Annotated in this window: 18 protein-coding genes and 1 riboswitch; of the genes, 11 read left to right on the forward strand and 7 right to left on the reverse strand. The window is 43.3% G+C overall.

Going from position 1 to position 20,021, the window contains the following annotated elements:
* Nucleotides 1–87: 87 nt before the first annotated feature.
* The 6 genes from ybeD (at nt 88) to ACVFI8_RS03605 (ending at nt 5,947) form a co-directional block, all read left to right on the forward strand.
* Complete coding sequence (gene ybeD / locus ACVFI8_RS03580; RefSeq protein ID WP_248714801.1) at nt 88–351, forward strand: DUF493 family protein YbeD; 264 nt, start codon at nt 88–90, stop codon at nt 349–351.
* Entirely contained in the window at nt 351–1,007 is a 657-nt protein-coding gene (lipB, locus tag ACVFI8_RS03585; RefSeq protein ID WP_457873053.1) for a lipoyl(octanoyl) transferase LipB, read from the forward strand. Before ybeD ends, lipB begins: the two co-directional genes overlap by 1 nt.
* On the forward strand, nt 1,004–1,972 hold the full coding sequence (gene lipA / locus ACVFI8_RS03590) for a lipoyl synthase (protein ID WP_248714799.1): 969 nt from the start codon (nt 1,004–1,006) through the stop codon (nt 1,970–1,972). Before lipB ends, lipA begins: the two co-directional genes overlap by 4 nt.
* A 319-nt stretch (nt 1,973–2,291) precedes the next feature.
* Nucleotides 2,292–2,378: riboswitch (cyclic di-GMP riboswitch) on the reverse strand.
* 169 nt (nt 2,379–2,547) lie between these two features.
* Nucleotides 2,548–4,203 (forward strand): response regulator, encoded by a 1,656-nt coding sequence (locus ACVFI8_RS03595; RefSeq protein WP_248714798.1) that lies wholly within the window; start codon nt 2,548–2,550, stop codon nt 4,201–4,203.
* Nucleotides 4,204–4,385: 182 nt separating this feature from the next.
* Complete coding sequence (locus ACVFI8_RS03600; protein ID WP_248714797.1) at nt 4,386–5,366, forward strand: ion channel; 981 nt, start codon at nt 4,386–4,388, stop codon at nt 5,364–5,366.
* A 101-nt stretch (nt 5,367–5,467) separates the two neighbouring features.
* The gene (locus ACVFI8_RS03605) at nt 5,468–5,947 is read left to right on the forward strand and encodes an FKBP-type peptidyl-prolyl cis-trans isomerase (protein WP_248714796.1); all 480 of its coding nucleotides are present in this window, start codon (nt 5,468–5,470) and stop codon (nt 5,945–5,947) included.
* Between the two features lie 54 nt (nt 5,948–6,001).
* Here the strand turns inward: ACVFI8_RS03605 and ACVFI8_RS03610 are convergent, their stop codons facing one another.
* The 6 genes from ACVFI8_RS03610 to ACVFI8_RS03635 form a co-directional block, all read right to left on the reverse strand.
* The gene (locus ACVFI8_RS03610) at nt 6,002–7,237 is read right to left on the reverse strand and encodes a cystathionine gamma-synthase family protein (RefSeq protein WP_248714795.1); all 1,236 of its coding nucleotides are present in this window, start codon (nt 7,235–7,237) and stop codon (nt 6,002–6,004) included.
* Nucleotides 7,238–7,307: 70 nt separating this feature from the next.
* Nucleotides 7,308–8,456: a beta-aspartyl-peptidase gene (iadA, locus tag ACVFI8_RS03615; protein WP_457873054.1), complete on the reverse strand. Its 1,149-nt coding sequence runs from the start codon at nt 8,454–8,456 to the stop codon at nt 7,308–7,310.
* Between the two features lie 60 nt (nt 8,457–8,516).
* On the reverse strand, nt 8,517–9,236 hold the full coding sequence (locus tag ACVFI8_RS03620) for an ABC transporter permease (RefSeq protein ID WP_248714793.1): 720 nt from the start codon (nt 9,234–9,236) through the stop codon (nt 8,517–8,519).
* A 10-nt stretch (nt 9,237–9,246) separates the two neighbouring features.
* A complete protein-coding gene (locus ACVFI8_RS03625) occupies nt 9,247–9,945 on the reverse strand; it encodes an ABC transporter permease (protein WP_248714792.1) in 699 nt (232 codons plus the stop codon).
* Nucleotides 9,946–10,003: 58 nt separating this feature from the next.
* Complete coding sequence (locus ACVFI8_RS03630) at nt 10,004–10,768, reverse strand: transporter substrate-binding domain-containing protein (protein WP_248714791.1); 765 nt, start codon at nt 10,766–10,768, stop codon at nt 10,004–10,006.
* 55 nt (nt 10,769–10,823) lie between these two features.
* Nucleotides 10,824–11,594: an ABC transporter ATP-binding protein gene (locus ACVFI8_RS03635; RefSeq protein WP_248714790.1), complete on the reverse strand. Its 771-nt coding sequence runs from the start codon at nt 11,592–11,594 to the stop codon at nt 10,824–10,826.
* 843 nt (nt 11,595–12,437) lie between these two features.
* On the opposite strand from ACVFI8_RS03635, the gene ACVFI8_RS03640 reads away from it, so the two are divergent.
* From ACVFI8_RS03640 to rlmA, 4 genes are all read left to right on the forward strand, one after another.
* Nucleotides 12,438–13,979, forward strand: a complete 1,542-nt coding sequence (locus ACVFI8_RS03640) for a DUF3360 family protein (protein WP_457873055.1) — start codon at nt 12,438–12,440, stop codon at nt 13,977–13,979.
* 126 nt (nt 13,980–14,105) lie between these two features.
* Nucleotides 14,106–16,388: a formate C-acetyltransferase gene (gene pflB, locus ACVFI8_RS03645; RefSeq protein WP_457873056.1), complete on the forward strand. Its 2,283-nt coding sequence runs from the start codon at nt 14,106–14,108 to the stop codon at nt 16,386–16,388.
* Between the two features lie 91 nt (nt 16,389–16,479).
* The gene (gene pflA, locus ACVFI8_RS03650) at nt 16,480–17,220 is read left to right on the forward strand and encodes a pyruvate formate lyase 1-activating protein (RefSeq protein ID WP_457873057.1); all 741 of its coding nucleotides are present in this window, start codon (nt 16,480–16,482) and stop codon (nt 17,218–17,220) included.
* A 29-nt stretch (nt 17,221–17,249) separates the two neighbouring features.
* Nucleotides 17,250–18,047, forward strand: coding sequence for a 23S rRNA (guanine(745)-N(1))-methyltransferase (gene rlmA / locus ACVFI8_RS03655; RefSeq protein ID WP_457873058.1), 798 nt, complete (start codon nt 17,250–17,252; stop codon nt 18,045–18,047).
* On the opposite strand, the gene yfbV is transcribed toward rlmA, so the two are convergent.
* Nucleotides 18,035–18,496: a terminus macrodomain insulation protein YfbV gene (gene yfbV, locus ACVFI8_RS03660; RefSeq protein ID WP_248714785.1), complete on the reverse strand. Its 462-nt coding sequence runs from the start codon at nt 18,494–18,496 to the stop codon at nt 18,035–18,037. The genes rlmA and yfbV overlap by 13 nt on opposite strands.
* 301 nt (nt 18,497–18,797) lie before the next feature.
* On the opposite strand from yfbV, the gene ACVFI8_RS03665 reads away from it, so the two are divergent.
* Nucleotides 18,798–19,997 carry an acetate kinase gene (locus tag ACVFI8_RS03665; RefSeq protein ID WP_457873059.1) on the forward strand — a complete coding sequence of 400 codons (1,200 nt, stop codon included), beginning with the start codon at nt 18,798–18,800 and terminating at the stop codon, nt 19,995–19,997.
* The last annotated feature ends 24 nt before the right edge of the window (nt 19,998–20,021 follow it).

The raw sequence follows: 20,021 nt of genomic DNA on the forward strand, positions 1-20,021 counted from the left end.
ACATCACAAAAACGCGTTAGAATAACGCGTTTTTTATTTCCATCTGCTGCTTTATCGAGTAGCTAGATCTGTATTTTTAGGTCAGTTATGCAAACTAAATTTGATGAGTACTTAGAGTTCCCATGTGATTTTACTTTCAAAATCATGGGCGTTAACAATGACACCTTAGACGACCAAGTACTGAGTGTAATTCAACGCCTCGCGCCGGGTGACTATAGCCCTAAAACAAGACCCAGCAGTAAAGGCAACTACAAAGCGATTAGCCTCGTTGTAAAGGTTACCAGTAAACAGCATATAGAAAGCTTATACACTGAGATTGGCGCTATTGAAGATGTCCGCCACGTATTGTAATGCCTGAACAAAACACACTGCTCGTTCGCCACTTAGGCCTGCAAGAATACAATCAAGTCTTCCAAGCAATGCGTGATTTCACCGATCAACGTGATGCTGAACAGACTGACGAATTGTGGCTGGTAGAGCATAAACCAGTGTTTACCCAAGGCCAAGCCGGTAAACCAGAACACTTGCTGGCGAGCAGTGACATTCCAATTGTTCAAGCTGACCGCGGTGGACAAGTCACTTATCATGGCCCAGGCCAATTGGTGGCGTACCCTCTATTGAACATTCGCCGCCGAAAACTAGGTGTGCGAGACTTAGTCACCATTATTGAACAGAGCATTATTCAAACCTTAAGCGCTTATCAAATAGACGCCTACGCAAAAAAGGATGCGCCCGGCGTTTATGTAGACCAGAAGAAAATAGCCTCTTTAGGTTTACGCATTCGCAAAGGCTGCTCTTTTCATGGATTAGCATTAAACGTAAACATGGACCTTAGTCCATTTTTGCTGATAAACCCTTGCGGTTATGCCGGCCTAGAAATGGCCCAAATAAGCGATTTTGTAGATACCCTCACTGTTGAGCAAGTGGCCGAACAACTTACCCAAGTTATGGTTCAGCAACTGGCTTACTGCAATACCGAACATCAACAAGGACTGCCCACACTATGAGTGCAAAGAAAGTGCGTATGGAGCCCGGAGTAAAACTTCGCGATGCCGACAAGATGGCGTTTATTCCTGTGAAGGTAATACCCTCAGAAAAAGAAACAATGCTACGCAAACCAGAATGGATGCGTATCAAACTGCCTTCTGACACCACCCGCATTAATGAAATCAAAAGTGCAATGCGCAAGCACGATCTGCACTCGGTGTGTGAGGAAGCCTCTTGCCCAAATTTAGCCGAATGCTTTAATCACGGTACCGCTACCTTCATGATTATGGGTGACATTTGTACCCGTCGTTGTCCATTCTGCGATGTTGGCCACGGTAAACCCTTAGCGCTAGACAAAGAAGAACCGACAAAATTGGCAGCAACCATTGCCGACATGAAGCTACGCTATGTGGTGATCACCTCGGTTGATCGCGATGACTTGCGTGATGGTGGTGCGAGCCACTTTGCTGAATGTGTAAGCGAAATACGCAAACATAGTCCAAATATTCAAATTGAAACCTTGGTCCCTGATTTTAAAGGCAGAATGGATAAAGCCCTAGAAATCTTAGATAAAAATCCACCCGATGTATTCAACCACAATTTGGAAACTGCACCAGGTTTATACAAGCAGGTACGTCCAGGTTCAGACTATCAATGGTCATTAACCTTGCTTAAACGCTTTAAAGAGTTACACCCTAATGTCCCAACAAAATCGGGCTTAATGATGGGCCTAGGCGAGACTAACGAAGAAATATTGCAAGTGATGCAAGATCTACGTGACCATGGCGTAACCATGCTGACACTCGGCCAATACCTGCAACCCAGTAAGCACCACTTACCGGTGACACGCTATGTACCCCCAGCTGAGTTTGATGAACTAAAAGCCAAGGCAGAAGCGATGGGCTTCACTCACGCCGCTTGTGGGCCGCTAGTTCGCTCTAGTTACCATGCAGACCTGCAGGCTAAAGGTGAAGAAGTAAAATAGCGTCGCTGTTTTTATTTCGGAACAAACAGGAGAGCAGCAGCTCTCCTTTTTTATGGGCGTTTATCCCCATTCACCAGAACCATAATAAGCAGGCAAAGCAATAAGCTGAGCTACCCAGCAGCAGAAAGCTATAATAAAAAACCCGAAAAGTCCGACACGGTTCATTAATGCCAGTAATAGAAGAGAATAAATACGTAGAAACAAATACGCCAAGCTAAATTAGCTTGGCGTTCCAACCAAATACGGAAAGTAATAAACGGTAAATAGACTAACTTACTAAGCAGTGGGACTCACAAAACTACAAATCACACCACTCAACTAAGGCGGTCCAGCCATCTTAAGGATAAGCTCCTTAAGATCTGTAACTTTCCGACCTTGGATCACTCCAAGTTTGGCTTTGACTCAGCGCTGGCGAGACCAAAATACTCACCAACAAATTAATATTAAATCAAATTAGGTTGCTTTGGCAAGATTTAATCATCGATACTAGTAGTTAGTAAAATGTCTATACTTACCATACTTTCATAGCCTTAAAGTTATGCTACGATACCGCAAAAGGACTAGAAAACTCAGTAATGGCTACGCAATACGATTATAGCGGCAAACAGATCCTCATCGTTGACGACCAACGCGCCTTTCAAGTCATGCTGAAAGCTATGCTGCAAAACTTTGGTGCTACCGAAGTCTATTTTGCAAACACTGGCGAAGCCGCGGTTAAAGCCTGCAAAAAGCGTAAATTTGATATTCTACTTGTTGATTACAACCTAGGAACGGGTAAGAACGGGGGTCAACTTCTGGAAGAGTTGCGGGTCAGTAAACTACTCAATGTAGATGCCTTATTCTTCATCATTAGTGGTGACAATAATAAAAGCATGGTTCTCAGTGCACTAGAAATGGAACCCGATGAATTTATTACTAAACCCTTTTCGCAATTCCAGTTACACAATCGCTTAGCGAGGTCGCACTTAAAAAGGCAATCTTTACGCAAAATATATCAAGCGCTAGCCGACAAAGAGTACCAACAAGTTATCACCTTGTGTGACCAACAAATTGAAGCTGACAATAAATACAGTAATTATTGTCGAAATCTTCGCGTAGAAGCCCAAATTGCATTAGGTGAATATACAGCTGCCAAAGCTGCATTAGAAGCCATCTTAAAAGAACGTAAACAAACATGGGCAAAGGCAACCCTAGGCCGCGTTCATCTCTTGTTAAATGACAACCAAAGTGCCATAGCAACGCTTAACCGCTCAATTAGCGAAAGCCCTTTATTGCTTACCGCTTATGATTGGTTGGCGCGCGCTTACCGCGCCGAGGGAGACTTAGACAAAGCGTTAGAAACAGTACTTAAAGCCGCTAAACTGGCAGTAAATAGTATTGAACGTCAGCAACTGTTAGCTGAATTAGCCATGGACGCGGGAGATCTCAGTTTAGCTAAAGAAACCTTTTCTACCATTTTACAACTGGCCCGCCGCTCGATACATCGTGGCCCACACCACCTTTGTAACTACGTGCGCAGCCTGATCGACGAAGCGCAAAGCGAGGACGATTTATACCGTAAGAATCGTTTATTACAAGAAGTGAATTCGGTGTTGTTTCACGCTAGACGTGAAGAAGGTAAAGACGACGATTTCAATTTTGAAGCCTTTGAGGGGATTAGCCAAGCCAGAGTGCATGCCACTAAGGGAGAACTAAATAAAGCCAAGCGTTTACTCTTTGATAGCCATGATGGTTTATTAGATTCCCCCAGCAAGGTAAGCGGCGAGTTATTACCGGATACCTTCTTAACCCTAAATTCTGTCGGCGAATTTGAATACGCAATGCCATTTGCAGAAGAGTTAGAAAAACGCGATAACATCGACCCTGTATCACTATCTTCGGCCCATAAGGTGCTAAAAGCCGAAGACTTTGAGCTAAAATTAGGCCAATTTCGCGAATTTAACAAAATGGGCATTGAAGCTTACGAAGAGCAGCGTTTTTATGAAGCGACCAACTTTTTTGATAAGGCTCTGCAAGTAGCGCCCGGTAATACAGGGGCGATTTTGAACAAAATTCAAGCTATTTTAAAACAAATAAACGCCTCTCCAAAGGGCGTTAGCGGTCAGTTGCTAGGTGAATGTAAAATCACTATCAAACTTCTGGATGGCCTCAAACTCAATGAAAATCATGCTGAACGTTACTCCACCTTAAAAAGTGAATTTCAACAACTTGGGAGTAACCGCGGCAAGTAACCCGCCAATCGAAATCTATAACGTTAACGATTTACCACACTGATATATTTGTTATCCCAAGCAGGCATTAAAAGCTATTTACACCTCTCGCAGTTTCATTTATTTGGCATACACTTATAAAGATTGCAGCGAAGCAAGACTGATTTAGGCTTATGTTTTGTAACGGCCAGCGGGGTATTTGAATGGTGAGATGCGCAAAATGTTTATATCAAGATGCCTCTGGAGCCAGTTGCCAAGAACCGGCCTTGAAGAGTGGTTTATGTTTTTGGCATGATCCTGATGAAGATAAAACTGGGCCCGAAATAAAAGTAAAATTGGAGAACTACGCTAAAGGTGGCGGTGTGCTGCGAGGTATCAGTTTAAAAAAAGCCCAGCTAGTCGATATTGATTTGGTTAAATATAACAGTAAGCAAGGCTACGATATGAGTGGTGCTGATTTATATCGTTCAAACTTGAAAGGAGCCCACCTATTCAACATCGACTTCCAAAACGGCAGTCTGATGAAAGCCGATCTAAGAGGCGCTAACCTAAACCACGCGAATTTAAGCAAAACCAACCTACTTGGCACCAAAATGGATCTCTGTAAATGCGACAGTTTATGTGTTGGTGACAAAATACTGCAAGAACAACTCGGCAGTGCTGCTGAACGCCAGCAAGATAAAGAAGCAATGCATGATTATTACCAACAAGCTGAGGAAATTTATCGCTGTTTACGTAAAACCGCTGAATCCGAAGGCTTATTCACCACAGCAGGTGCTTTTTTAAGAAAAGAGCTCACCATGCGTCGCTATCAAATGCCCAAATTATCTTATCGCCGAGGCATATCTAAATTGGTCGATTTAGTATGCGGTTATGGTGAGTTGCCAACACGAGTAGTACTGACGTCTTTAATCATCATACTTAGCTGCGCCATTGTTTACTTTTTTACTGGTATTCATTTCAACGGCAACATTGTGGCCTTAGACCTCAACCAAAGTGTTAGCCATAACTTCGTGTCTTTTTTTGAATGCTTGTATTATAGCGTGGTCACATTTACCACTTTAGGTTACGGTGATTTTACCCCTGTAGGTTACTCGCGGGCTTTCGCCGCTATCGAAGCTTTTAGTGGGAGCTTCATTATCGCCTTGTTTGTGGTAGTTTTTGTAAAAAAAATGACGCGCTAGCTTACACCAGCAACGGCTGACGACTTCGATAAACAAATATAATGCAATTCTAAGAGTAGTTACGTAAAGTTGTATTAATACATACTTATGGAGGTTCTACATTGAAATTTGTAGTGCTAGCGCTGCTGGCAGTTTTTGTTATTTTATTTATTCTTCGAGCAAACAATGGCGCTAAGGTTACCAAACAAAACCGCCAGTTAGGTCAGGACTTCTTGACCAGTAACGGACAGCAAGAAGGTGTGATTACTACTGAGTCAGGGCTTCAATACAAAGTCTTGGAAGATGTAGTAAGCGATAACGACAAACCCACACCGCACAGTGTTGTAACAGTACATTACCATGGCACCTTACTCAGTGGTTTAGTCTTCGATAGCTCAGTAGACCGAGGGCGCCCCGCTCAATTTCCACTCGGCCAAGTTATCGCCGGTTGGACAGAAGGGTTACAGTATATGAATGTTGGTGAGAAATTTCGCTTTTTCATTCCTAGCCAATTGGCGTATGGCGACCGCAGTGTAGCTTCTATTCCATCAGGATCAACGCTCATTTTTGATGTTGAACTGTTGTCTATCGACACCAAATAGACTTAACCATAACAAAGCGTTGGCTCTGCCAAGGCTTTGTTATTTAGCTAACTATCAAACCTGTTGTAAAGCCTGCTCAAAATCGGCCAATAAGTCTTCTGTATCTTCAATACCGATAGAACAACGGATCATTGTTTCGCTAATCCCCGAAGCTTGTCGCGCCGCTAATCCCATCTCAAAATAGATGGTCTCTGCTACCGGTAAAGCGAGTGTTCGGTTATCCCCTAAATGCGTTGCGTTAATAACCACCTTAGTTTTATCTAAAAACGCGGCGCAATCGATACCGTCAACCAAATCAAAGCTCACTAATGCGCCGAAGTGCTTAAACAATTCAGACGCGCGTTGATGTTGTGGATGTTGCTCTAAGCCTGGGTAGTATACCTTGGCTACTTTTGGATGAGCATCTAGCATCTTTGCTAACGCAAGTGCATTAGCACACTGTCGCTCCATCCGTAGTGCCATTGTTTCTGCACCAACTGATAACAAGTGAGCGGTTTGAGAGCACAAAGCACCACCAAAATCTCGTAGACCTTTTTTCTTAATCTGATTAATGCCCCACATTTTCGAATCACCGCTTCGGTATCCCTCAAAAATATTTGCATAGTTTGACCAGTCGAATAACCCTGTATCGCTAACTGAGCCACCTAACGCGTTGCCATGCCCACCAACATACTTAGACAATGAAGTTACTATGAGGCTGGCCCCAACGGCCTTAGCCTGGAATAAATAAGAAGAGGTTAGTGTATTATCTACCACATAAACCAAACCTCGCTGCTGACAAAGTTCGCCGATACCGACTAAATCAACAACTTGAGTGGCAGGGTTAGCAATGGTTTCCACAAACACCATTTTAGTATTGGCTTGGCAGGCCTCAGCCACTGCTTCTGCGCTGGTTGCATCGACTAAGGTTACTTCAATACCATAACCTTTTAGTGTGCCAAAAATACTGCTGGTATTCCCAAACAAAAAGCGACTCGCTACGATGTGGTCACCGGCTTTCAACAAGGTAAGAAACACCGTGCCTATCGCCGCCATTCCGGTGGCAAATACTAAACTAGCGATACCACCATCTAACATGGCGATTTTGCGTTGAAGGTAATCTAAGGTAGGAGTGGATTGACGCGCATAGGCATGCCCTACTTGCTTGCCTTGAAAGACATCGACCAAATCTTGGGTGGCGGCATATCCATACGGTACCGAGTTATGAATCGGAGCGTGTACAGCACCGTCTTCTACGCCAGCTAAGCGATCACAATGCACTAGCTGGGTAGTAAATCCTTTAAACGTCATAGGGCTACTTCTACTAAAAACCAAGTCGGGCTATTATGCCCCAGCACTGGTCTAAAAACGAGACGCCCACTTAAACTTGTTCAGTCCAAATACTCTGCCCTTTAGCAATAACTTGTTTTATCGCCAAGGATTGAGGGTCAAGCACCACACAATCAGCGTCAAAACCTTTAGCTAATTGACCTTTGTCCCTCAGACCTAAAGTTTTAGCCGGATTAGCGCTAATCACCGACAGCGCAATCTCCAAAGGAACCTTATAGCGTTGCACCGCCTCTCTTGCTGCTGCATATAAACTATCAAGCTTACCCGCTTGCATACCTACCAATTCACCTTCGAGGTTGAACATAGGGAGGCTCGCATTGGCATCTGAACTGAAACTAACTCGGGTCCAATCTAAGCCTTTATCATAAATAGCGTGCAGCGCTTCAGGACAACTAACTTCGCCCTGCTCCAACAATTGAGGACTGGTGCTAGTGGTTAAATCTATAGCCCCGCCTTCAGCTAAGAAGAGCAAAGCGTCATCAAACAAAGCTCGATTGCGATTACAATGAGTAGGATAAAGTTGAGTAATTGATAAGTCTGAGCAACTAACAATCTCTCGCAGGATATTCAACTTACCGTTACCGTCTCCAACATGAAAAAAGCTAATGCCCTTTTTACCCGCAAGCAAACCAGCAACTCTGGCTTCAGCGACAACGTCAATGAACGCCTGCAACGAAGCTTGACTAGCGCGATGATCCGCAATAGCGATTTCGCCTACCCCTATCATCTCTGGGATGAGTATGATGTCTTGTTCAATAGAGCCCGTTATCGTTTTAACAGGAAGATGATAAGACCCCGTATAACAATAACAACTTAAGCCCTGCGCCGATAACTCACGAGCCTTACCTAGTACTTGAGCCGGCGTGCGAGTCACACTGTCGGTACCTAAGGCGCCAACTAAAGTGGTAACACCGGTAGGTGCTGCGTCTGCAAAGCTCAATTCAGCAGTGCGATAAGCAAACCCTCCTTCACCTCCACCACCAGTAAAATGAACTAAAGCATCAACAAAACCAGGCGCTAAAATAGCTCCTTGCAGATCAATTATAGAGACTAAACCAAGGTTACTTTGCAGGGGGATATTTGGCGATACTTCAGCAATTTTTCCATTTGCTATAAGCACATCCATGGTTCCTAACGGACGAGGAGAATAGACCTGAGCATTTTTCAATAAACTAAGCATGATAATTACTTCTTAAACTAAAATAGCCAAAGGGGGCTATTTAGCCCCCTTTGTATGTATTTAACTGAGTGGCCTCAAATGGCGATGCCAGTGTTTTTCCCAATGTTTAAAACCAAACACCAACATGAAAGTAACACATAAATAAATTAACGCAGCGAAGGTGAACGCTTCAAAAGGTGCATAGTATTTAGCATACACATCTCTAGCTGCGCCAGTTAAATCAATAATTGTCACCACACTCGCAATTGAGCTGGCATGTAACATAAAGATCACTTCATTACTGTAAGCTGGTAGAGCTCTGCGTAAAGCACTGGGTAAAATAATTCTTCGCATAGCTTTAGCATTGGACATTCCATAGGCTTTAGCCGCCTCAATTTCTCCACGGGGGGTGGCTACGATAGCACCACGGAAAATTTCGGTCGTATAAGCTGCCGTATTAAGTACGAAAGCGAGCAAACATGGATAGAACGCTTCACGAACAATTGGCCAAAACATCGATTCTTGGATGCCCTCGATATACGTTACACCGTAATAAATAATGTATAACTGAATTAACAATGGCGTGCCACGAAATACATAAGTAAACAACCACACGCTACGGCTAATGAAAAAATTATCTGATGCTCTCATCACCGCTAAAGGTATAGCGATAATTAAACCCAATATAAGCGACAAGAATACCAACTGGACAGTCATTACCAATCCGTCCCAGTAGGTAAGTACTGTGGCTAAGTTAAAAATGTCATTGCTGGCGAGCAAGTTTTCGATAGTTTCATACATAACTTAATCCCTACCTTTCAGTACCAGCACTGAAACGAATTTCTAGCCGCTTAAGAAAAATTTCTGACACGCTGGTTAGCGCTAAATAAACGAATGCAACCGGAATGAAAAACAAAAAAGGTTCATGCACAGCGCCAGCGGCTTCTTTTGCTAAACGCACCATATCAGCCAAGCCAATCACTGATACTAAAGCGGTTGTCTTAACTAATACCAACCAATTATTACCAATACCGGGGATCGCATGACGCATCATTTGTGGCACTGTTATTCTGCGAAACACCTGCATCGCACTCATGCCATAAGCTTTACCCGCTTCAATTTGGCCGTTATCTACCGCCAAAAATGCGCCACGGAAAGTCTCAGCCATGTAGGCGCCAAAAATAAACCCAATGGTGGTAACACCGGCAACAAATTCATTAATATTGATATAAAATTCAATATCAAAACTATCGTACACCCAATCAGACACTGCATTAACCATGATTTGGGCGCCAAAGAATATCAATAACATCAATACTAAATCGGGGACCCCGCGAATCACGGTGGTATAGGCAACAGCGACCCCATTAGCGATGCGATTTTTAGACAGCCGAGCGACAGCAGCCAGCATGCCAAGCGCTAATGCCACTGCTAATGATAAAAAAGCGACTTCAATTGTAACAATCGCCCCCATAAATATAGAAGGGCCGTAACCATGAAGATCTAGCATAATGAATCTCTTAGAAAGTTAACCCGAGCAAGGCTCGGGTTAATGGTAGTGCAAGGGTTTACTTTTTGATGCTGTATTCGAAGTATTTGTCGTTAATTTTGTCGTAAGTACCGTTAGTTTTAACAGTAGCTAGCGCTTTGTTGAACATCTCAATCAAATCACCATCACGCTTACGAGCAGCAACACCAACACCCTCACCTAACTGAACGTTTTCACCTAGCGCTTTAAACTCTGCACCTTTTTCCACTTCTAAGATAGTGCTAACACCAACCGGGAAATCAATAACTACTACATCTAAACGGCCACCTTGAAGGTCAACAACCAAATCATCACCGGTAGTGTAACGCTTGATATCGGCTACTTTTGAATAGTTTTCTGTCGCGTAGGTATCTTGAATAGTGCCACGTTGTACGCCAACACGAAGTCCTTTCAAGGTTTCTGGCTTAGCCGGATCAACCATGCTAGCACTAGGGCCGAAGAAGCCGGTTGGAGTGTTGTAGTATGGTTCTGAGAACAACACTTTCTTAGCACGATCTTCATTGATAGACATTGAAGAGAAGATAGCGTCATATTTACGAGCCAACAGACCAGGGATAATTCCATCCCATGCTTGAATAACCCACTCACACTTAACTTTCATTTCTTCACAAACCGCGTTACCTAAATCGATTTCGAAACCAGTTAATGAGCCATCAGGCGCTTTATATTCAAATGGTTCGTAAGGCACGTCTACCGCAAGGCGAACGACTTCCCAATCTTTTGCTTCAACAACAGTAGTGGTTAGTGCTAAAGCACTCATCATCGCGACTAGTGTTTTTTTCATTTCATTTCTCCATTTTATTTATATTTAGAGCGCTATAGCGCCTTCTTCCATAGTTTTAATATTTCGGCGCAAGAAATTGTTTCATACGCTCGGAATCTGGATTTCCAAATACTTTTGAAGGGCTGCCTTTTTCTTCAACAACGCCTTGATGTAAAAACAGCACCTGATTAGATACATCTCGAGCAAAAGCCATCTCATGAGTCACAACCAGCATGGTGCGCCCTTCTTCTGCCAAACTACGCATCACCTTTAATACTTCGCCGACTAATTCCGGGTCTAAAGCCGAGGTGGGCTCGTCAAACAACATCACTTCGGGATTCATTGCTAATGCTCTAGCTATTGCTGCGCGCTGTTGCTGCCCACCAGACATATGTGCAGGGTAGTAATCTTTGCGATCGTGTAAGCCCACTCTTTCTAAAAAAGCTTCGGCTTGTTCAATCGCCTCTTTCTTAGGTAGTCCGAGAACATGTACCGGTGCTTCAATGATGTTTTCTAATACCGTCATGTGCGACCAAAGGTTGAACCCTTGAAACACCATAGATAGGCGGGAACGAATACGTTCTACTTGTTTATTGTCGGCGGGAAGGCGTTCACCATTACGAGCGTGCTTAAATGCTATTTGTTCACCGTGGAGTAAAATTTCACCTTGAGTGGGGACCTCAAGTAAATTCATACATCGAAGAAAGGTGCTTTTTCCCGACCCTGAAGAGCCGATAATCGAAATCACGTCGCCTTTTCTAGCAGTTAAATCGATCCCCTTCAGTACTTCATTATCGCCAAATACCTTATGGATATTCGATACTTCTAGTGCCGCAGCATCTTGCATACTTTTTACCTTGTTAATAGCTACGTTGAGTAACTAAGCCTTATTTCCCGAGGCGCGTTTTTATTGTTAAATATTTTGTTACACGTTCAACCCCACAAAAAGTATCATTCGAAAAGACAAAACTCAACATATTATGGGGCATTTAGCACAACAACGATTACAAAACACCCTGAACAGCCATTTTACCAGCATCTTTATATTCACGATGAGTGCATAGTTAAGCCGATAACCGTCAACCAAACGCATTTAATTTCAGTTTTCTCAAACCCACATTAATTTAAAGTGTGCCCAAACACCCCACACATCGGGCTAACTGAAAACGCACCTCTTGTTAATCTATTGTAAAAACAATCAATAAATTCGCCCCAATTTGGTGATTTAGATCTCAATCTTTAAACCCTTCTTTTAGTAAGTAAATTACATAATTAGCTCTATCACGGACTATCTCCGGCTTTATACCTTAAAAAAAAGTAATAAAATTACACGAATCAGGGCTTTCTTGATTTAGATCAAATTCCATTTCTTACTTACTTTGCTACAATTTTGCCAACTAAATTATTAGGTAGATGTTGAGATTACTAACAACAAAGCAGCGGGTTTTGTTAATGACAATTTTTTGTCAAATATCACCTTTATTTTGTTAGTATGGCGTCACCAACTTCTGACGTTACCGTCTAAACTTCTACAGCGAAACCGCATGCTGTTATCCATGTGTATATACTCACTATCCTTATATGCTGTTCGTCATAATGAGGCGATTATCGCAAGTGAGAAGGATCTCAAGCTAAACGGCGCGTAAGCGCTAGCGATTAACCAAATTTTAAATTGTTATTTGAGGAAATTATGTCTAGCAATACCAACCAAACTCAAGACGAAGAGTTGAGTTATAAGGATGCCCACCGACCGGCTTCAGAGTTTGATTCGCGTTCAGATTACTTAGATCACGAATTGCAAATCATGAAGCCTCGTCGTTGGGGTGTAAACTTGCCCGGACGTGATTTCCGCTTTGAGTGGGAAGATTTAGTTCCTGCTATTGCCGGTACCATCGGAATCATCGCGATGTATTCTGCGGTAATGATGGCATGGGCAGACGGCCTTACCGAGCGTTGGGACCACATAAACTTAGGTACTGAATTTGCCATTGAAGTAGCACGTGTAGAAATGCTAATTCCGGCACTACTATTCTGTGTTCTTGCTTCAGGGATATTTAACCCGCGCGCTAACCTAGCGGGTAACCATGGACCAATGATCCCATTAATTGGCGCAATTGCTTTAGCAGGTGCACACCCATTAGCACTGGCTATTCTATTGGGTGTATTCGGTCTTTTATTAAGTTTCTTCAAGGGCGGCTCAAAACTAGTTAACCTTACTAGTGAAGGTGTTGCAGGGGGCTTATTAGTATTCCTTGGTTTTGGCGGAACCATGTCAATGATTGGCGATATCCAATCTTGGGCAAAAGGGCTAGAGTCTATCGATGCTGGCGTTGCCGCCGGTGAAATGGGGTATGTAGGCTTAGTGGTATTAGCTGCTACCGTTATCCTCTACGCCTTTTTAGCTAAAATCAACAAACGCTGGCTGGCGATTCCTGCTTGTGCAGTAATGGGACTAGCCATTGCTCTTGCATTTGGTGCAGGCTTTGACCTTACCTTTAAAACAGAAATGGGCTTACCTAACCTAAACCCTATATACTGGTGGGGCTCTACTGAGCAAGGTTGGCAGTTAGGTTTACCTAACCTTGAGCACTTTATTGCTTCTTTACCATTCGCCATTTTAGCGGTTGCAATGTGGTCACCTGACTTCTTAGGGCACCGTATCTTCCAAGAGCTAAACTACCCGCGTGGTACAGACAAAGTACTCATGGATGTTGATGACACCATGACCACCTGTTCAATCCGTCAGATCGTTGGTACAGCAGTAGGTGGTGGTAACATCACTTCAAGTTGGGGGACATACATGATCCCAGCAGCTATTGCTAAGCGCCCAATTCCAGGTGGTGCAATCTTACTGGGCTCACTATGTATTGTGATTGCCATTCTAGGGTTCCCAATGGACGTCGCCGTTTGGCCACCAGTAATGAAGATTGCTTTACTAGTCGGTGTATTCTTACCGCTACTAGAAGCTGGCATGCAAATGATTAAAGATACTAAAGATTCTCAATCTGCTGGTATTTGTATTTTTGCAGCCGCGGTAACCAATCCAGTATTGGCATGGGCCTTAACCATGTTATTAGATAACAATGGTCTTATCGGTAATAAAGAACGCCCTAAAACCTTATCCATGATTGACCGTATAGTGATTCCTGGCACCGTATTGCTAATCTGTTTCGTAGCGATGCTGGCAGTCGGCATGTTGGAAGGTAAATACGGCATTCCAGCACTATTGTAGTTTTAAAAACTTTACCTCTTGGAACAAGCGCTATACTTGTTCCAAGGCTTGATTCCGGTGCCTTTGGTACCGACATCTAAACCATAGAATATTCATTTGTATACCAACTTATAGGTGGGACAAAAAATGGCAGAGAAGAACGATGTATTTGCTAGTGCTTGGGCAGGCTTTGCAGCCGGCGAATGGCAAAATGAAGTTAATGTTCGTGACTTTATACAAACTAACTACACTCCATATGAAGGCGATGAGAGCTTTCTAACTGGCGCAACCGAAGCGACGGATCAGCTTTGGGACAAAGTTATGGAAGGCATTAAAGAAGAGAACCGCACTCACTCACCGGTTGACTTCGATACTTCAGTAATCTCAACCATCACCTCTCACGATGCTGGTTACATCAACAAAGACTTAGAAACTGTTGTTGGTTTACAAACTGAAGCTCCACTTAAACGTGCGATTATCCCGAACGGCGGTATTCGTATGATTGAAGGTTCTTGTAAAGCTTATGACCGTGAATTAGATCCAGCAGTAAGCAAAATTTACACAGACTACCGTAAAACCCATAACCAAGGTGTATTTGACGTATACACTGGCGCGATTATGAAGTGTCGTAAGTCTGGCGTGCTAACAGGTTTACCTGATGCTTACGGCCGTGGCCGAATCATTGGTGATTACCGCCGCGTAGCACTATACGGTATCGACTTCTTAATGGCGGACAAAGTTAAGCAACACCGTTCTTTAGAAAAAGACATGGTCAATGGCTCAGACTTACAAGCGACAATTCAGCTTCGTGAAGAGATTAGTGAGCAACATCGTGCACTAGCTCAAATAAAAGAAATGGCCGCTAAATACGGTTGTGACATTTCTCGCCCAGCAGAAACAGCTAAAGAAGCAGTTCAGTGGACTTACTTCGGCTACCTAGCTGCAGTTAAATCGCAGAACGGCGCCGCTATGTCATTTGGCCGTACAACGACTTTCTTAGACGTATACATTGAGCGTGATATGGCTGCCGGTACCCTTACCGAAAGCGAAGCGCAAGAATTAGTCGACCACCTAGTGATGAAGTTGCGTATGGTACGTTTCCTACGTACTCCTGAATACGATGATTTGTTCTCTGGTGACCCCATTTGGGCGACAGAGTCAATTGGTGGTATGGGTGTTGATGGTCGTACTCTAGTAAGTCGTACTGCATTCCGTTTCTTGAATACCCTTTACACTATGGGTCCTTCTCCAGAGCCAAACATCACAGTTCTTTGGTCTGAGCAATTACCTCTTAACTTCAAGAAATACTGTGCAAAAGTATCTATCGATACCTCATCAATTCAATATGAAAATGATGACTTAATGCGCAATGACTTCGACAACGATGATTACGCCATTGCTTGTTGTGTATCACCAATGGTTGTTGGTAAACACATGCAATTCTTTGGTGCTCGTGCCAACTTAGCTAAAACATTGCTGTACGCAATAAACGGTGGTGTTGACGAAAAGCTGAAAATCCAAATTGGTCCAGTTACCGATAAAATTACTGATTCAGTATTAAACTACGAAGACGTAATGGGTCGCTTAGACGTATTAATGGATTGGTTAGCAGAGCAATACGTGACCGCCTTGAACTGTATTCACTTCATGCACGATAAATACAGCTACGAAGCGTCATTGATGGCTCTTCACGACCGTGATGTACGCCGCACAATGGCTTGTGGTATTGCTGGCTTATCTGTTGCTGCTGACTCTTTAGCTGCAATCAAATTTGCTGAAGTGAAACCAGTACGTGACGAAGACGGTATTGCTGTAGATTTCGAAATCAACGGTGACTACCCTAAATTTGGTAACAACGATGATCGTGTAGATACTATTGCTGTTGACTTGGTTGAGCGCTTCATGAACAAGATCCGTAAGCTAAAAACTTACCGTGATGCGATTCCAACTCAATCGGTTCTAACGATTACATCTAACGTTGTATACGGTAAGAAAACGGGTACTACTCCAGATGGCCGTAAAGCCGGTGCTCCTTTTGCTCCTGGTGCTAACCCAATGCACGGTCGTGACGAAAAAGGCGCAGTAGCTTCATTAACCTCGGTTGCTAAACTACCTTTTGCTAACGCTCAAGACGGTATCTCATACACCTTCTCTATCGTGCCAAACGCACTAGGTAAAGATGACGATACGCAAAAAGCTAACTTAGCCGGTTTGATGGATGGTTACTTCTATCACAACGCTGATGTTGAAGGTGGTCAACACTTAAACGTTAATGTTATGAACCGTGAAATGTTAGTTGACGCAATGGAAAATCCTGAGAAATACCCTCAGCTTACCATTCGTGTATCTGGTTACGCAGTGCGTTTTAACTCACTGACCCCAGAGCAACAGCAAGACGTTATTACCCGTACTTTCACACAAAGTATCTAAACTAAGGTTTAGTAGTTTCTGCTAAGCAGAAACTACGGTTATAATTGACCTTGTCCAAACTATTGGACAAGGTTTTTTTTTGGAGAAACAGATGTCAAAAATTGGTCGAATTCATTCTACTGAGTCTTGCGGAACTGTAGATGGCCCGGGGATCCGGTTTATTGCCTTTATGCAAGGCTGCTTAATGCGCTGTCAGTACTGCCATAACCGTGACACTTGGGACTTACATGGCGGTAAAGAAGTCACCGTTAGTGAGCTAATGAATGACCTTACCCCGTATCGCCGTTTTATGAATGCCAGTGGTGGTGGTGTAACCGCTAGCGGTGGCGAAGCCATTCTGCAAGCCGAATTTGTTCGGGATTTATTCCGCGCCTGCCAAGAGCAAGGTATTCATACTTGTTTAGATACTAACGGCTATGTCCGTAAACATACCGATGTTATCGATGAACTATTAGACGTCTCAGACTTGGTGATGTTAGACATTAAGCAAATACATGATGATGTTCACCAGGACTTAGTGGGCGTAAGTAATAAACGAACCTTAGATTTTGCCCGTTACTTAAACAAAGTCGGTCAAACAACCTGGATCCGTTATGTTGTGGTGCCAGGCTTTACCGATGATGAACAATCGGCTCATGATTTAGGCGAATTTCTAGCGCCATTTGATAACGTTGAAAAAATCGAGTTGCTGCCCTATCACGAGCTAGGCAAACATAAATGGACCGCCATGGGTGAAAACTACCCATTAGCCGGTGTGAGCCCGCCTAGTAAAGACACCATGGAAACCATCAAAAACATATTGCAGCAGTACCACTCAAAAGTAATTTACTAGCACTACTACGTTAAAAGGTTACTGCGTAAATGATTATTTGCCCAATTTGCCAAGCTAGCTTGAGCAAGCAAAATAAACAATGGTTTTGTGACAACGGCCATTGTTTTGACCAAGCCAAAGAAGGCTATACCAATCTACTGGCGGTGCAACATAAGCATTCAAAGCAACCTGGCGACAGTAAAGCGATGCTACAAGCTCGCCAACAGTTCTTGAATCAAGGTCACTTTGCTTTTTTGGCTTCGGCAATCAACCAAACCCTTAATCGCTACCAAGCGAGCAAGATACTTGATATTGGGTGCGGCGAAGGTTACTACACCGAATCAATTCAACACCATCAGGTTCAAGCAGAATCAGTGATAGGAATTGATATTGCTAAAGATGGCGTGAGAATGGCAGCTAAACGCTGCAAACAAGCGCAATTTTTTGTGGCCAGTAACCATCGACTGCCGATTGCTGATGCCAGCGTTGATTGGATCGTTAAAGTATTTGCGCCCAGCAATAACCAAGAATTGCTTCGCGTTAGCCAAGCCAACGCCTATCTACTGAAAGTAGTACCAGGCGCTAATCACCTATCTCATTTGCGCAAGCTACTATATAAAGAGGTGCAATCACACCGCGAAGACGCCGAAGAGATGGAAGGCTGGCAATTAGTCGAGCAACAAAAGATTAATCAACTAAGCGTGTTAAATCAGCAAGATATGAATGCTCTGTGCATGATGACGCCATTTGCATGGAAAAAAAACCAACAATTAGCAGAGCACTTATCTACGCAGCAGCAGTTCGAGATGGATTTTGAATTTGTATTACAATTGTATCAGCGTAATTGATCGTTGAAATCATCGGCTAACACAAAACTTTTATCAAAACGCTTAAAGGCTTTTCTTAGTAACTCCGCTAATTCAGCGTAACGAGGCCGCGTTGCTGCAGGTGTAATACTCTCTCCCGCCTCTTCAAGTTTGTGATGAAGATCACGATACCAAGTCGCTAATGCGGGAGGCAATAGTTGATTAGCTCGGCAGCCCAGCCAATATAACCCATGCATTGGTAACAGAAAAATCACCAAAGCCATCATCAGTGATTGTGGTAATATTTCAGTCAAATTAGCCATATATGGCATCATTACGGTGACCACAGCGATAGCTGGCATGGTTTTCATAGCCAATGAAGTAGCAAAAATAACGCGATTCTCAGGAAACAAAGGAGACAGAATTCGTTGGTTCGGCCAGCGTTTCATATAGCTTCGACCATCATTTAACATTTCAGAGAATTTGCCCATGGGCACCTCGTGTACAAAAATTGACTTAAACCAATAAACTAGTAATTTTTTTACATTTATAGCTAGTTATTAGTATGACATATATGATTGGAAAAACCTTTCAGGTATTATTACTGCGCGAACGGTTTCATATAAATCAGCTTACAATTTAAGTGTAGCTTGATTGAGACCAAGTCACTAGGCCAATTTAATTGGGCGGTGTCTGTAATTGATCGTTTGAAATGGAAAACGTGTCTACTACTCCCTACGTTTTTCCTTTCACTGACTATAATTGAACAAATTCAACAACAGGTGTCTATAGATGAGCAATAAGCTAGTACTCGTTCTTAACTGCGGTAGTTCTTCACTAAAATTTGCCGTGCTGAATGCCGAGAATGGCCAAGAAATAATTTCAGGCTTGGCAGAATGCTTCAATTTGGAAGATGCTCGCCTCAAGTGGAAAAACCAAGGTACCAAACAAGAAGCGAGTTTAGGCGCTTATGCGGCTCACCGAGAAGCGATTGAGTTTATCGTTAAGAATATTCTGGAAGAAAGCCCAGAGATCTTAGAAGACATCGTTGCTATTGGTCACCGTGTTGTTCATGGCGGAGAGAAGTTCACCCAATCGGCCATCATTACTGAAGCCGTAGTCGCCGGTATTCAAGAGTGCTCAGGCCTCGCTCCACTGCATAACCCTGCCGCATTAATTGGTATTAGAGCAGCTCAAGCTTGTTTCCCTAAACGCCCTCATGTGGCCGTATTTGACACCGCCTTCCACCAAACAATGCCTGAAAGCTCATACCTATATGCTCTACCTTACAAGCTATACCGCGAGAAAGGTATCCGTCGCTACGGTATGCACGGCACTAGCCACTTGTTCGTTGCTCGCGAAGCATCTGCAACTTTAGGCCTAGCAATAGAAGATACCAATGTAATTACCGCTCACCTAGGTAATGGCGCGTCGATTTGTGCGGTTAAAAACGGTAAAAGCTTTGATACCAGCATGGGCTTAACACCGCTAGAAGGCCTAGTAATGGGAACCCGCTGTGGTGATATTGATCCTGCTATTATTTTCCACTTAGTAGACCGTGAAGGTTACACCTTAACCGAAGTCAATAACATGCTACACAAACAGTCAGGGCTAATGGGTCTAACTGAAGTAAGTAGCGATTGTCGCTTTGCTGAAGAGGGCTACGCAGAAGGCAAAGAAGCCGCTATTCGTGCGATGAACGTATTCTGTTACCGTTTAGCTAAGAGCATTATGTCTTACGCTGCTTCCATGGACGGTAAATTAGATGCCTTAGTATTTACTGGTGGTATTGGTGAAAACTCGGCCTTAGTGCGTAAGCTGACAGTTGAAAAACTGGCTTTGCTTGGTTTTAGCCTAGATGAGCAAGCTAATTTGGATGCGCGTTTTGGTCAATCAGGTAATATTGGCACCAGCGATAGCAGACCCATTTTAGTTATTCCAACAAATGAAGAAATGGTTATTGCACAAGATGCAGTAACATTAACTCAGTAGTCATACTGAAACACTATCAAGGTT

It is taken from the genome of Agarivorans sp. MS3-6 (assembly GCF_054112545.1).